Annotated in this window: 14 protein-coding genes; 5 read left to right on the forward strand and 9 right to left on the reverse strand. The window is 72.7% G+C overall.

Annotated elements, in window-relative coordinates; all coding sequences use genetic code 11:
* Nucleotides 1–6: 6 nt before the first annotated feature.
* The 4 genes from ACZ3II_RS30085 to ACZ3II_RS30100 all read right to left on the reverse strand — a co-directional run bounded on the left by ACZ3II_RS30085 (nucleotide 7) and on the right by ACZ3II_RS30100 (nucleotide 5140).
* On the reverse strand, nucleotides 7–2454 hold the full coding sequence (locus ACZ3II_RS30085; protein ID WP_465521536.1) for an ABC transporter permease: 2448 nt from the start codon (nucleotides 2452–2454) through the stop codon (nucleotides 7–9).
* The gene (locus ACZ3II_RS30090; RefSeq protein ID WP_465521538.1) at nucleotides 2451–3185 is read right to left on the reverse strand and encodes an ABC transporter ATP-binding protein; all 735 of its coding nucleotides are present in this window, start codon (nucleotides 3183–3185) and stop codon (nucleotides 2451–2453) included. The genes ACZ3II_RS30085 and ACZ3II_RS30090 overlap by 4 nt, the downstream gene beginning before the upstream one ends.
* A 105-nt stretch (nucleotides 3186–3290) precedes the next feature.
* Complete coding sequence (locus ACZ3II_RS30095; protein WP_465521540.1) at nucleotides 3291–3947, reverse strand: response regulator; 657 nt, start codon at nucleotides 3945–3947, stop codon at nucleotides 3291–3293.
* The gene (locus ACZ3II_RS30100; protein WP_465521542.1) at nucleotides 3935–5140 is read right to left on the reverse strand and encodes a sensor histidine kinase; all 1206 of its coding nucleotides are present in this window, start codon (nucleotides 5138–5140) and stop codon (nucleotides 3935–3937) included. The genes ACZ3II_RS30095 and ACZ3II_RS30100 overlap by 13 nt, the downstream gene beginning before the upstream one ends.
* A gap of 104 nt (nucleotides 5141–5244) precedes the next feature.
* On the opposite strand from ACZ3II_RS30100, the gene ACZ3II_RS30105 reads away from it, so the two are divergent.
* Both ACZ3II_RS30105 and ACZ3II_RS30110 read left to right on the forward strand, forming a co-directional pair.
* Nucleotides 5245–5460 carry a hypothetical protein gene (locus ACZ3II_RS30105; RefSeq protein ID WP_465521544.1) on the forward strand — a complete coding sequence of 72 codons (216 nt, stop codon included), beginning with the start codon at nucleotides 5245–5247 and terminating at the stop codon, nucleotides 5458–5460.
* A 37-nt stretch (nucleotides 5461–5497) separates the two neighbouring features.
* The gene (locus ACZ3II_RS30110; RefSeq protein ID WP_465521546.1) at nucleotides 5498–5902 is read left to right on the forward strand and encodes a DUF3224 domain-containing protein; all 405 of its coding nucleotides are present in this window, start codon (nucleotides 5498–5500) and stop codon (nucleotides 5900–5902) included.
* Between the two features lie 168 nt (nucleotides 5903–6070).
* Here the strand turns inward: ACZ3II_RS30110 and ACZ3II_RS30115 are convergent, their stop codons facing one another.
* The 5 genes from ACZ3II_RS30115 to ACZ3II_RS30135 all read right to left on the reverse strand — a co-directional run bounded on the left by ACZ3II_RS30115 (nucleotide 6071) and on the right by ACZ3II_RS30135 (nucleotide 11277).
* Nucleotides 6071–6322 carry a hypothetical protein gene (locus ACZ3II_RS30115; protein WP_465521548.1) on the reverse strand — a complete coding sequence of 84 codons (252 nt, stop codon included), beginning with the start codon at nucleotides 6320–6322 and terminating at the stop codon, nucleotides 6071–6073.
* A 308-nt stretch (nucleotides 6323–6630) separates the two neighbouring features.
* Nucleotides 6631–7455, reverse strand: a complete 825-nt coding sequence (locus ACZ3II_RS30120; RefSeq protein WP_465521550.1) for a potassium-transporting ATPase subunit C — start codon at nucleotides 7453–7455, stop codon at nucleotides 6631–6633.
* 5 nt (nucleotides 7456–7460) lie between these two features.
* The gene (gene kdpB / locus ACZ3II_RS30125; protein ID WP_465521552.1) at nucleotides 7461–9521 is read right to left on the reverse strand and encodes a potassium-transporting ATPase subunit KdpB; all 2061 of its coding nucleotides are present in this window, start codon (nucleotides 9519–9521) and stop codon (nucleotides 7461–7463) included.
* A gap of 20 nt (nucleotides 9522–9541) precedes the next feature.
* Nucleotides 9542–11188, reverse strand: coding sequence for a potassium-transporting ATPase subunit KdpA (gene kdpA, locus ACZ3II_RS30130; RefSeq protein WP_465521554.1), 1647 nt, complete (start codon nucleotides 11186–11188; stop codon nucleotides 9542–9544).
* Complete coding sequence (locus tag ACZ3II_RS30135) at nucleotides 11188–11277, reverse strand: potassium-transporting ATPase subunit F (RefSeq protein WP_465521556.1); 90 nt, start codon at nucleotides 11275–11277, stop codon at nucleotides 11188–11190. Before ACZ3II_RS30135 ends, kdpA begins: the two co-directional genes overlap by 1 nt.
* A 262-nt stretch (nucleotides 11278–11539) precedes the next feature.
* Between ACZ3II_RS30135 and ACZ3II_RS30140 the strand changes: the two genes are divergently transcribed.
* From ACZ3II_RS30140 to ACZ3II_RS30150, 3 genes are read left to right on the forward strand one after another with little or no spacing between them, the layout of a single operon-like run.
* Nucleotides 11540–12022, forward strand: coding sequence for a hypothetical protein (locus ACZ3II_RS30140; protein WP_465521558.1), 483 nt, complete (start codon nucleotides 11540–11542; stop codon nucleotides 12020–12022).
* Nucleotides 12023–12064: 42 nt separating this feature from the next.
* A complete protein-coding gene (locus ACZ3II_RS30145; protein WP_465521560.1) occupies nucleotides 12065–12925 on the forward strand; it encodes a DUF4097 family beta strand repeat-containing protein in 861 nt (286 codons plus the stop codon).
* The gene (locus ACZ3II_RS30150) at nucleotides 12922–13671 is read left to right on the forward strand and encodes an ABC transporter ATP-binding protein (protein ID WP_465521562.1); all 750 of its coding nucleotides are present in this window, start codon (nucleotides 12922–12924) and stop codon (nucleotides 13669–13671) included. Before ACZ3II_RS30145 ends, ACZ3II_RS30150 begins: the two co-directional genes overlap by 4 nt.
* Nucleotides 13672–13673 lie beyond the last annotated feature (2 nt).

Genomic DNA, 13673 nt, shown 5'->3' on the forward strand with positions numbered 1-13673 from the left:
AAGGGCCTACTCCTTGACGCCGAGATGTTCCAGGGGCGACGCCCGCAACAGGTGGCCGATCGGCAGGATCGTCGTGGTCAGGGCCAGCAGCGCGGTGCCACCGGCCACCACGATCAAGCCCAGCGGGGGTACGTACGGAATGAGGTCACCGGTCAGCGCACGGACCACCGCGACCAGCGTGAGGGTGGCGACGGTCCCGCCGATCACCAGGGCCACGCCGAGCAGGCCGGCCTGTTCGGCGTGCACCATCCGGCGGGCCTGCCGGGGCGTCACCCCGACGATGCGCAGCAGCGCCAGTTCGCGGCGGCGGGCCAGCGCGGCCATCACCATGGTGTCGGCGACTGCCAGGACGGCGTACCCGACCATCACGCCGACGAGCAGTCTGTTGAGCCAGGCGGACAGCGCGAGGTCAGCGGCGAGCCGGGCGGCACGCTGATCCGTGTCGGTCAGGATGATCGCCGGACCGAGCGCCGCGAGCCGCGGGCCGGGGGCCGCGCCGGGCGTGAGGGTCACGAGCACCTCGTCGTCGGTGCCACGGGCGGTGTGGCCGGTCACCACGTCGCGGGGCAGCACGATATCGCCGTACCCCAGCCCTCTCTGGTAGATCGCCGCCACGCGCAGCGTGACCGGGGTGCCGTCGCCCAGCCAGAGTGGCACCTCCTCCCCCAGGTCCCAGCCGCGGCTCGCGGAGACCGCCATCGCCGGGCCCCGCAGGCCGGCCAGGCTGCCCTCGGTGACCCCCAGATCGAAAGCGGACACGTCGTCCACTGCCATCACCGGCACGGTCTCCCGTTCCCCACCGAGGATCGTGACGACTGCGGACGTACGCCGAACCGCCGTGGCCGACGCCACGCCGGGCACCTCGCGGGCCTTCCCGGCGGTCGTGGGCGCGAGACCGGCCGGGGAACTCAGCGCCCACGTGGCGCGCATGCCGTCCCGGGCCTGGGTGGCGGCGCCGCGCTCGATGTTGTCCTGCAGGAACCAGACCGAGCCCCCGAAACCGACCGCGAGCACGAGACCGGTCAGCACGGTGGCCGTGCCCCGGGCGTTGGCCCGCAGGTTCGCGACGGCCAGGTGTCCCCCGGCGCCCCAGATCCGCGACAGCAGCGGCTGGAGCACGCGGGTCGCCGCCCGGTTGATCCAGGGTGCCAGCAGGGCGACCGCTGCCACGTACAGGTAGAGCATGCCGATCGCCCCGGCGAGAGCCGTCTGCCCGCCGGCGCCGATCGTGACAGCGCTGGAACCGATTGCGCCGGCCACCGTGATCAGGCCGCTGATCAGGCGTACCCGGCCGCCGCCGCCGGGTTCGACGGCGGCCTCCCCGAGCGCCTCGACCGGGCGGATCCCGGTGACCCGGCGTGCCGCGACGAGCGCCGCCAGCACGGCGACCAGGATCGTGACGAGGGCGATGCTCGCGGCCGACAGCCAGCCGGCCGCCAGGGGAAAGCTCTCCGGCAGGAAGCCGCGGGCGGTCAGTTCGCGCTGCACCCAGCGGGTGGCGAACAGGCCCGCCGGCACCCCGCAGGCGACACCGGCGGCGCCGATCAGCGCGGCTTCGGCCATCACCGTCCGGCGGACCTGGGCCGGGGTGGCGGCGATGGCGCGCAGGAGGGCGAAGTCCCGGCGGCGGTGGCGTACCGAGAGGCCGACCGTGCCGGCGGTCACGAACACGACCAGCATCACGACGTAGCCACCGAACGCGGCGCCGATCTGGGTCAGCAGGCCGGCGGCTGCCGTGTCGCCGGTGCGTTCGAGCCGGCCACGGGCGTTCCCGGCGTACACCTCGGCTCCCGCTTCGGCGGCCAGCCGGTCCACCGCGGCGCGGTCGGCGCCGGGCGCCAGCATGAGCCCGACGGCGTCGGCGCGGCCGGGACGCGGCGCGAGCGCCGCCGCCCGCTTCTCGGTGAAGAACACCAGGGGTTCCGCGGCGGCCACGGTGCCGCTGATCCGGTAACTCGCGGCGACGCCGCCGACGACCAGTTCGGTACGGGCCCCGACCGATCCGCCCGCCGCGACCACCACTTCGTCGTCCCGCTGCGGCGCCTTCCCGGCGACGAGGCGGTACGGCGCCAGCGCGGCACTGTCCCAGCCCTGCCCCACCGCCGGACCGGCTGTGGTGAACACCGGGATCGTCCGGTCCGCGACGGCGGCCGCCACGCCCGGCACCTGCCGCAGGCGCTGCGCCAGATCGGCCGGGACCGTGCCGCCCTCGGGCAGGTCCACCCGGCGGGTCGTCGTCGCGCCGTCGATCTCCTCGCCGGTCGCGGTGAGTTCGGGCCGGGCGACGACCAGGTCGGCGGCGGCGTACCGGCGCGGCTCCGGCCGGTGCCGCAGCCCGGATTCGACCAGGACGGCCATCGACATCAGGATCGTCGCGCCGGCGGCGAGCGCCAGGAACGTGGCGAGCGCGGACCCGGGGCGCTGCCGCAGCATCCGCAGAGCCAGCCCGATCATCGCAGGGCTCCCCGGCGGTCCAGGGCGGCGAGCTGCTCGGCGATGCGGGCCACGCCCGGCTGCGCGGTGTCGGACACGATCCCGCCGTCCGCGAGGACCATCACCCGGCCGGCGTACGAGGCCGCGACCGGATCGTGGGTGACCATGACGACCGTCTGCCGGTGTTCGTCGACGACCGCCCGCAGCAGGGCGAGGACCTCCGCCGCGGTGGTGCTGTCGAGCGCCCCGGTGGGTTCGTCGCAGAAGATCACCTCGGGCCGGGTGGCCAGCGCCCGGGCGATCGCGACCCGCTGCTGCTGGCCGCCGGACAGTTCCGCGGGCCGGTGCCGCAGCCGCCCGGCGAGCCCGATCCGCTCGACCACGTGGGCGAGCCAGGCCCGGTCCGGGTCCGCGCCGGCGAGCCGCAGCGGGAGCACGATGTTCTCCTCGACGGTGAGCGCGCCGATCAGGTTGAACGCCTGGAAGACGAAGCCGATCCGGCTCCGGCGCAGCTCGGTCCGTCTGGCCTCGCTCATCCGGGAGATCTCGGTGTCGCCGATCCAGACCCGGCCGCCGTCGGGCCGGTCGAGACCCGCCGCGCATTGCAGCAGCGTGCTCTTGCCGGACCCGGACGGGCCCATCACCGCCGTGAACGTGCCGCCGCCGAACGTGGCGTCGACGCCGGCCAGGGCGGTGACCGTCGCGGAGCCGCCGCGATAGGTGCGGGTGAGTTGCTCGACCCGGACCGTCATGATCATTCCTCCGTGTTTCGTTGCTTCGGTACGCACGGAGAACGCTATGAAGATCGGCGGCCGGCTCCCATCCCGCTGGCCACCCGATCAGGAGTACAGCAGGCTCTACCGCCGGGCCGTGTCGTCGAGATGGCGCAGCACCGCGGTGACCCGGCGGTCGGCCCGGTCGGTGGGGGCCAGGCCCAGCTTGGCGAAGATGCCGCGGATGTTCTTGTGCACCGCGCCCTCGGTCACGAACAGGCGTTCCGCGATGGCGGTGTTGCCGAGCCCCTCGGCCATCAGGGACAGCACCTCGCGTTCCCGTGGGGTGAGCCGTTCCAGCCCGGCGTCGGACCGGTTGCGGGCCAGCAGCTGACCGACCACGTCGGGGTCGATCGCGGTGCCGCCGCCGGCCACCCGGTGCAGCGCGCCGAGGAACTCCTCGACCCGGCCGACCCGTTCCTTGAGCAGGTAGCCGAGCCGCTCGGCGCCGCCGGCCAGCAGTTCGGTGGCGAAGGCCTGCTCCACGTACGCGGACAGCACCAGAACCGCCAGGCCGGGACGGCGGGCGCGGGCCTCGCGGGCGGCCACGATGCCCTCGTCGGTGTGGGTGGGTGGCATCCGTACGTCCACGATCGCGACGTCCGGCTCGTGCTCGCCCACCGCCGCGAGGAACTCCGCGGGGGTGCCCGCGGTGGCCACCACGTCGAGGCCCTCGGCCCGCAACAGCAGGGCCAGCCCCTCCCGCAGCAGGGCGTCGTCCTCGGCGATCACGATCCGCACGGCAGCTCCACCTCCATCGTCGTCGGCCCACCCGGTGGGCTGGTCAGGGCGAACCGCCCGTCGTGCGCCTCGACGCGCCGCCGGATGCCGGCCAGCCCCGATCCGCCGCTCTCGTCGGCCCCGCCCTCACCGTCGTCGCCGACGGAGATCACGAGCTTGCCACCCTTGACGCGTACGGAGACGGTCGCGGCCGTGGCGCCGCTGTGCCGGACCGCGTTGGTCAGCGCCTCGGCGACCGTGAAGTAGGCGGTGGCCTCGACCGACACCGCACATCGGACCGGCAGGTCGACGGTGAGCCGGCAGGGCAGCGCGCACCCGGCGACGAGCCCGTCGAGCGCGCCGGCCAGGCCCCGGTCGTCGAGCACCGGGGGAAGGATGCCGCGGACCACCGTACGCAACTCGGCGAGCGCCTGCTCGGCGGCCTGTTGTGCCCGGTCCAGCAGCTCCGCGCCGGTCGCCGGGTCCCGGGCGAGCGCCCGCCGCGCCGCCCCGAGCAGCACGGTGACCGCGACGAGGCGGTTCTGGGTGCCGTCGTGCAACGAACGCTCGATGCGGCGCAGCTCGGCGGCGTGCGCGTCGAGGGCCGCGGCCCGGGTCGCGGTCAGCTCGGCGACGCGCAGGCTCAGATCGGCGCCCGGCACCGGCCCGAGCAGGCGGCGGCCCGGCCACGCCTGCGCCCGGGCCAGCCGGCCACCGGCGAGGAGCAGCACGGCGAGCCAGCCCACCCCGGCCAGCACCACGCCGATCGACTCGGCCCGGGAGTCGATGTTCCAGAACGGGATGTTGGGGGCGGCCTCCCCCGGCGGCACCAGATGCCACCAGAGCGGGAACGTCAGCGACTGCACCGCCGACAGCGGCAGCGCCAGCCCGAACAGTCCCACCAGGAAACCGAACGTGGCGTGCGCCGGCACCCAGGCCAGCTCCCGGCGAACCGCCGGATCCCGCAGCGCGGCCAGGGCCCGGTCCGGGATCGGCGGCGGGCCGACGACGGCGGGCCCCCAGCGAGTGAGGCGGCCCCGTTCGCGGTCGGCGATCGAGCGCACGACCCGCAGCGCGCCGGGGATCAGCGGCAGCCCCACCCCGACCAGGCTCAGCACCAGGACGGCGAGCAGCCAGAACAGCCCCGCCATGGCCAGGATCGAGGTGCCCAGGCCGCCGACGAGATGTTCCAGCGCGTCAACCGCGATGCGCACCCGCCGCCGCATGCCACCTCCGGCTGGACAGTACAGCAGGCTGTACCACTGATCGTCGCGGTGGCGGGATCGTTCCCGGGCGCTCGCGTTCCTAGCGTGGACTCATGACTGATCGCTACCGCATCGCCGACGACACCCCCGGCACCCCGGCACGTACCGGGCGCCTCCGCCCCGCACTGTGGCTGCTACTGATCATCAGCCTCGCCGCCAACGCCGCGACCTCGGCGATCGGGGCGACAGCGGCCGGCATCGTCTTCGGGATCATCACGCTGGCGTGCGCGGCGGGTCTGGTGACCCACCATTACCGGAACCGTGACTGACACAGGTTGTCAGGCTTGCGCCCGTACCGTGTGGGACATGCGAGCAACCGGAACCTTCGCCGTCACCGCGTTCACGCCGGCCCCCGTACCCTCATCGGAGATCGAAACCGGCTTGCCGGTCGGCTTCGCCACCATGCGCAAAGCCTTCACCGGCGAGATCGAGGGGCGGTCCGAGACACTGTTCACGTCCGCTTTCGATCCGGGCCGCAACACGGGTACGTACGTCGCGCTGGAGTCCTTCGACGGCAGCGTCGCCGGCCGGGCGGGCGCCTTCAACTTCGTGCACTCCGCCACCACCACGGGGACGGACCGGCAGGCCGAGTTCCTGACGATCGTCCCCGGCAGCGGCACCGGCGACCTGACCGGGATCCACGGCGCCGGCGGCCTGACCGTGGACGAGGACGGCACCCACCGGATCTGGTTCGACTACGAGCTGCCCTGAGTCACCGCAGCCGGAGCAGGTCCGGGAGCCGGCGGAACAGGTCCGGAAGACCCCGCAGGCCGGCGCGGACGGCCTCGTGCGACAGCGCCAGGCCGGGGCCGGTGACCGGCTCGGCGCCGGCCAGGCAGCGGAGGATGTTCCACCGGATGTGGCCCAGCCAGCCGCTGATCAGGTACGCGAACCAGTGCGGCCCCGGCGGCGGCGGTCGGCGAGGTTCGGCTCCTTGACCGCGAACGATCCCTGATCGGTGTCGAGACGGTACAGCCGGTCGGCGTACCCGCCGTGGATCGGGCCGGCCGGCACGCCGAGCCGCGCGACGTCGCGGACCCCGTAGGCGACGGCGACCGCCGCGTTCGGGCCAGGGCTTCCACGCTCGATCTTGGGGACCTGACACCGGGGCCAGGCGCACAAGATCAGCATCCTGCCCGAACTTGTGGGCCCAGGTCCGGATTCCCGGCACCCCCGCACCAAGATCGCTGGCCATGTCGATCTTGAGCCGGAAGGACCGGCGCCCACCGCCCAGGATCGGCAGGACCGATGCGTACCGCCCCAGACTGCGAGAGGCGGCCGGCTGGCGCTGCTGACTGCTCACGATGGCGAGCTTTGCCGATCTTGGGTGGGAGGCGCCGGAACGAAGGGCACACGATCTCGGGTGACGGCCGGACTCGATGGTCGGGCGTGGGCACCGGTCGAGGGATCGCGGACCCGGGGGGCGACCGGGAGAAGGCTCACCCGCCGTCGAGGGCGAGGTTCAGCTCCAGGACGTCGACGGCGGGATCGCCGAGGAAGCCGAGGGTACGGCCGGTGGTGTGCTCGGCGATCAGGGCGCGGACGCGGGCGACGTCCAGGCCACGTTCCCGCGCCACCCGGGGCGCCTGAAGGGCGGCGTACGCCGGGCTGATGTGCGGGTCGAGGCCGCTGCCGCCGGCGGTGACCGCGTCGGCCGGGACGACCGGCTCGGTGGGGGCGTCGCCGCGGATCGGGGTGATGACGGCGCCGAGGGCCCGGTAGTCGGTGCCGGTGACGGCCGGTTCCACGGGTACGCCGTGGTAGGTGGCCAGGAACGGCGTGCCGGACTGGTTCACCGACACGACCCGCGTGACAGGCCCGGTGAAACCGTCCCGGTGGAAGACGGCCAGGACCGCGCCGACCCCGTCGGCGGTGCAGTACGGCCGGCTGCCGTCGACTCCTTCGAGCTTCGCGACGGCGAGGCCCCGGGCGCAGACCTGGGTGAGCAGGCTCTGCCGGTCGGTGGTGTCGACGACGTCCTCGGGCCCGAGGTTGCCGGCCCCGGAGGCGGTCGGGTCGTAGCCGGACGCGGACGGGCGGGACTGGAAGTACCGCGGGATCGGAACCCCTCCGGCGTCGGTGAAGGACTGGCCGATCAGGGTGCTGCCGACGGTGACCATCGACCCGGCGGCCCGATCGGACAGGCCAGGGATCCGGCCGATGCCGGCGAGCAGCAGCGGGTAGGCGAGGCCGAGGACGACGGTGAGGACGAGGAGGGCGCGGAGCGCCGCGAGGTGCTGGGCGAGCCAGGCGGGAAGTCGCATGCTGATCAGATCCCGGGGGTGAGCTGGAGGAGCAGGTCGATGAGCTTGATGCCGAGGAACGGGGCGATCACGCCACCGAGCCCGTAGATGAGCAGGTTGCGGCTGAGCAGCTTGCTCGCCGACGACGGCCGGTAGCGGACGCCGCGCAGCGCGAGCGGGATCAGGAGGACGATCACGACGGCGTTGAGGATCACCGCGGACAGGATGGCCGAGCCGGGTGAGTGCAGCCGCATGATGTTGAGGGCGTCCAGGCCCGGGTACACGGCGGCGAACATGGCCGGGATGATCGCGAAGTACTTGGCGACGTCGTTCGCGATGGAGAACGTCGTCAGCGCCCCACGGGTGATCAGAAGCTGCTTGCCGATCTCCACGATCTCGATGAGTTTCGTCGGGTCGGAGTCGAGGTCGACCATGTTGCCGGCCTCTTTCGCCGCCGACGTGCCGGTGTTCATGGCGACGCCGACGTCGGCCTGGGCGAGGGCGGGCGCGTCGTTGGTGCCGTCGCCGGTCATCGCGACCAGCCGCCCACCGTGCTGCTGCGTACGGATGTAGGCCAGTTTGTCCTCGGGTGTCGCTTCGGCGAGGTAGTCGTCGACCCCGGCTTCGGCGGCGATCGCGGCGGCGGTCCTCGGGTTGTCGCCGGTGATCATGACGGTGCGGATGCCCATCCGGCGCATCTCGGCGAACCGTTCCCGCATGCCCGGCTTGACCACGTCCTTCAGGTGGATCACCCCGAGAACGGACGCGTTCTCGGCCACGACGAGGGGTGTGCCGCCGGCGTCGCTGATCCTGTCGACGAGCGCGCGGACCTCGTCGCCGTCGCCGCGGGCCCACGTGATCACCGCGCTCGCGGCGCCCTTGCGGATCCGCCGGCCGCCGAGGTCCACACCGCTCATCCGGGTCTGCGCGGTGAACGGCACAAAGGTCGCGCGCGGGTCCTCCAGCGCGCGCAACCCGTACTCCGTCCCGGCAAGGGCCACGATGGAGCGGCCTTCGGGCGTCTCGTCGGCGAGACTGCTCAGCAGCGCGGCCTCGGCGAGGGCCTGACGATCGATGCCCGGCGCGGGTACGAACTCCGCCGCCCGCCGATTCCCGAAAGTGATCGTCCCCGTCTTGTCCAGCACCAGGGTGTCGACGTCCCCCGCCGCCTCGACCGCGCGGCCGCTCATCGCGAGGACGTTGCGCTGCACGAGCCGGTCCATGCCGGCGATGCCGATGGCCGACAGCAGCGCCCCGATCGTCGTCGGGATGAGGCAGACCAGCAGCGACACCAGCACGATCCCGGTGACGCCGTCGCCGTCGATCGCCGCGGTGTCCGGCGCCGCCGCCTGGTACTCCTTCGAGAAGATCGCCAGCGGCTGCAGGGTGACGACGGCCAGCAGGAAGATGACGGTGAGCGCGGACAGCAGGATGTTGAGCGCGATCTCGTTCGGCGTCTTCTGCCGGTTCGCGCCTTCGACCAGGGCGATCATCCGGTCGACGAAGCTCTCCCCCGGCTTCTGGGTGATCCGGACGACGATCCGGTCGCTGAGCACTCTCGTGCCGCCGGTGACAGCGGACCGGTCGCCGCCGGACTCGCGGATCACCGGCGCCGACTCGCCGGTGATGGCCGATTCGTCGACGCTGGCGATGCCCTCGATCACGTCGCCGTCACCGGGGATGATCTGGCCGGCGGCGACGGCCACCAGGTCACCCGGCTTCAGGGCGGTCGCGGGGACGTCCCGGCCGTCGGCGAGATGCGCGACAGTGTCCCGTTTGGCCGATCGCAGGGCGGCGGCCTGCGCTTTGCCGCGGCCTTCGGCGACGGCCTCGGCCAGGTTCGCGAACACCACGGTGAGCCACAGCCAGGCGGTGACGGCCCACGCGAACACGCTCGGTTCGGCGAGCGACAGGACGGTGGTGAACACCGCGCCGGCCTCGACGATGAGCATCACCGGGTTGCGCCACATCCGGCGCGGGTCGAGTTTGCGCAGCGCGTCCGGCAGCGACCGCCACAGTTGCTTCGGGTCGAGCAGGCCGGCCTTGACCGGTATGGGTTCCGGGCGCACTTCGAGGACGGCGGTCATGGTGGTGGCTCTTTCCGATGTCACTGGAGGCCCTCCGCCAGGGGGCCGAGGGCGAGGGCGGGCAGGAAGGTGAGGGCGACCAGGACGACGGTGACCCCGGCGACCATGCCGACGAACAGCGGCCGGTGGGTCGGCAGGGTGCCGTCGGTCGCCGGGGCCGGCTGCCGGCGGGCCAGGGTCCCGGCGAGCGCGAGGACCAGGATCATCGGCAGGAACCGGCCGAGCAGCATGGCCAGGCCCAGCGCGATGTCCCACCAGGGCGTGTCGACGGTGATGCCGGCGAACGCGGAGCCGTTGTTGTTGCCGGCGCTGGTGAACGCGTACAACACCTCGGAAAGTCCGTGCGGGCCGGCGTTGAGCGCGGTGGCATTGTTGCCGGTGGCGAACGCCGCCGCCGTCCCGCCGAGCACGATCAGCGGGGTGACCAGGAAGTACAGCGACGCGAGCTGGATCTCCCGGGCGCCGATCCGCTTGCCGAGGTACTCCGGGGTGCGGCCGACCATCAGCCCGGCCACGAACACGGTGATCGTCGCGAGGATCAGCATGCCGTACAGGCCGGAGCCGGTCCCGCCCGGCGCGACCTCGCCGAGCATCATGTTGACCAGCGGCATCATGCCGCCGAGAGCGGTGTACGAGTCGTGGAACGAGTTGACCGCCCCGGTCGAGGTGAGCGTGGTCGCGGCCGCGAAGGTGGCCGAGCCGGCGATCCCGAACCGGGTCTCCTTGCCCTCCAGGGCCGCGCCCGCCGCCTGCGGGACGGTGCCGGCGCCGTGCGTCTCGAACGCGACGGTCAGCGCGATCGAGCCGAGCGCCAGCAGGGCCATCACCGCCGCGATCGCGTACCCCTGCCGATGCTGACCCACCATCCGGCCGAAGACCCGGGGCAGGCTGAACGGGATCAGCAGGATCAGGAAGACCTGCAGCCAGTTCGTCCACGCCGACGGGTTCTCGAACGGGTGGGCGGAGTTGGCGTTGTAGAAGCCGCCGCCGTTCGTACCCAGCAGCTTGATGGCCTCCTGGGAGGCGACCGGGCCGCCGGTGAGGTGCTGGGCCGCGCCGGTCAGCGTGGTCACATCGGTGCCGGACGACAGGTTCTGCACCACGCCGCCGGCCATGAACACGATGGCGGTGACCACCGACAGCGGCAGCAGGATCCGCAGCGTGATGCGGGTCAGGTCGACCCAGAAGTTGCCGAGCACCGGGTTCTTGCGGGCGGCGAAACCGCGCATCAGGGCGACCGCCACGGCGATGCCGACACTTGCGGAGAGGAAGTTCTGTACGGCGAGCCCGGCCATCTGTGCCAGATGGCCCATCGTGGACTCCCCGGCGTACGCCTGCCAGTTCGTGTTCGTCACGAAGCTGACGGCGGTGTTCCAGGCGACGTGGTCGGCGACCGCGGGCAGTCCCAGCGACAGCCACAGACGGTCCTGCAGCCGCAGGAAGGCGTAGAGGAACAGGATCGAGACGGCCGAGAAGGCGAGCATCCCGCGGGCGTACACGCCCCAGGTCTGCCCGGCGGCGGCGTCCACGCCGACCAGGCGGTGGACGCCGCGTTCGGCGAGGGTGTGCCGGTTGCCGGACACGACGCGGTACAGGTGGTCGCCGAACGGCCGGTACACCGCGGCGAGCGCGACGGCGAGGGTGAGCACGAAGAGCCAGCCGGCCATCAGAACCTCTCCGGGAAGAGCAGGGCGGCGGTCAGCAGGACGGCGAGGGCGACGGCGAGGATCAGGCCGATCAGGTTGACGGCGCTCATCCGCGTTCGGCCGCCTTCACCAGCACGGTGAGCGCCGCGAACAGCGCCACCGTGAGCACGACGAGCAGAAGGTCGGCCACGGAGGACTCCAGGGGTAGGTCGGGTGTCACCCGCACAGCGAATCCCGGCGGCGTGCCGCTGGGAACGGTTGTTGACGGGGTGCGTACGCCGCCCGCGCGCTTGTTGACGCGTCATTGACGCGACACCAGAGTGGTGTCACTAAAGGGTTGTAGTGACACCACTGCGGCACTATGTTGGTGTCATGGAACTCGATCGGTACGTCTCCGAACTCCAGGCACAGCTGGCCGTGGTGGCCGAACACCAGGACGCGCCGGCACGGGCCGTCGCCGAGCAGCTCAGCGCCGCCCTCGACGCCGCGGTGCGGTTGACGCTGCTGGGAGTGATCAGTGACGTCGCCGGCGAGATCACCCGGGAGATCGCGCCCACCTCGGTCGACGTCGTGCTGCGGGGCCGCGATCCGCATCTGGTGGTGTCACGTGCCGAGGCTCCGGCGCCCGCGGCGACGGTCGCGCCCGAGCCGCTCGACGACACGGTGACCTCCCGGACCACGCTGCGCCTGCCGGACCGGCTCAAGGCCCGGGCCGAGCAGGCGGCCGCCGCCGAGGGCCTCTCGGTGAACTCGTGGTTCGTCCGCGCGATCGCCGCCGCCCTCGAACCCGACACCCGCCGCACCGCGCGGCGCGAGCCCAAGGAGGGAGACAGGTTCACCGGCTGGGCCCGCTAGCCGCTTCTCCGCACCAGACGCATGCCCCCAGGGAGGTCCACCATGCCCACCTACGACACTTCCGGCCCCATCGACCTCGACATCACCGCCGGCAACGCGTCCGTCGAGATCGTCGCCTCGGACCGGGCCACCGCCCTCGTCGAGGTCGTGGCGAGCAAGCCCGGCCGCGGCGGTGACGAGTCGCTGGCCCAGGACTCCACCGTCACCTTCGACGGCAACCGGGTGCGGGTCACCGTCCCCCGGCGGCTCAACCTGTTCAGCAAGGGCGACGCGGTCGACATCCGCTGCGAGATCCCGGCCGGGTCCCACGTCACGATCGAGAACACGTACGGGCCGGTCCGGTCCCGCGGTGTGCTCGGCAACGCCCGGATCACCGCCAAGTACGGCGGCGTCACCGCCGACACCGTCGCCGATCTCCACCTCGACGCGCCGTACGGCAGCACCGACATCGCCGAGGTGACCGGCCGGCTCGACGTCAGCGCCGGCCACGCCGCGGTCCGCATCGACGAGGTGCACGGGGACGCCAGGCTGCGCGCCTCGCACGGCAGCATCGAGCTCGGCACCGTCGCCGGCGACGTGGAGGCCGCCACCTCCGGAACGCTCACCATCGATCGGGCCCTCGGCGACGTGACCGCGCGCAGCGCCCACGGGCCCATCCGGATCCGGGAGGTCAGCGGCGGGACGATCCGGCTCGACAACGGCCACGCCGACATCGACGTCGGCGTCCCGCACGGTGTCGCGGCCTGGATCGACGCCAGCGCGGCCCACGGCCGGGTCCGCAACGAGCTCACTCCCGACCCGGACGCCGCCGCCAGCGACCGCACCGTCGCGCTGCACCTGCACGTCAACTACGGCAACGTCCTCATCCGCCGCCTCACCGCCCGGAAGGAATCCGCCCGATGATCCAGGTACGAGGTCTGCGGAAGTCGTACGGCGAGCTGCACGTCCTGCGCGGTGTCGACCTCGACGTGGCGCCCGGCAGCATCTTCGCCCTGCTCGGCTCGAACGGGGCGGGCAAGACCACCGTCGTCCGGATCCTGTCCACGCTGCTCAGAACCGACGCCGGCACCGCCACCGTCAGCGGCTTCGACGTCGCCGGGCAGGCCGCGAAGGTCCGGGAGTCGATCAGTCTCACCGGCCAGTTCGCCGCCGTCGACGAGATCCTCACCGGGCGCGAGAACCTGATGCTCATCGCCCAGCTCCGGCATCTGAAGAACCCCGGCGCCATCGCGGACGACCTGCTCGCCCGGTTCTCGCTGACCGGCGCCGCCGCCCGGAGGGTGGCGACCTACTCCGGTGGCATGCGCCGCCGCCTCGACATCGCCATGAGCCTGATCGGGAACCCGCCGGTCATCTTCCTCGACGAGCCGACGACCGGGCTCGACCCGCAGGGCCGCATCGAGGTGTGGCAGGCGGTCAGGGAACTCGCCGGGCAGGGCACCACGATCCTGCTCACCACCCAGTACCTCGACGAGGCCGAACAACTCGCCGACCGGATCGCGATCCTCCACGAGGGCCGGATCCTCGTCGACGGCACCCTCGCCGAGCTGCGCGAGCTTCTGCCGCCCAGCACCGTCGAGTACGTGGCGAAGCAGCCCACCCTGGAGGACGTGTTCCTCACCCTCGTCGGCGCCGGCCCGAACAAGTAGGG

It is taken from the genome of Actinoplanes sp. NPDC019969, assembly GCF_055562375.1.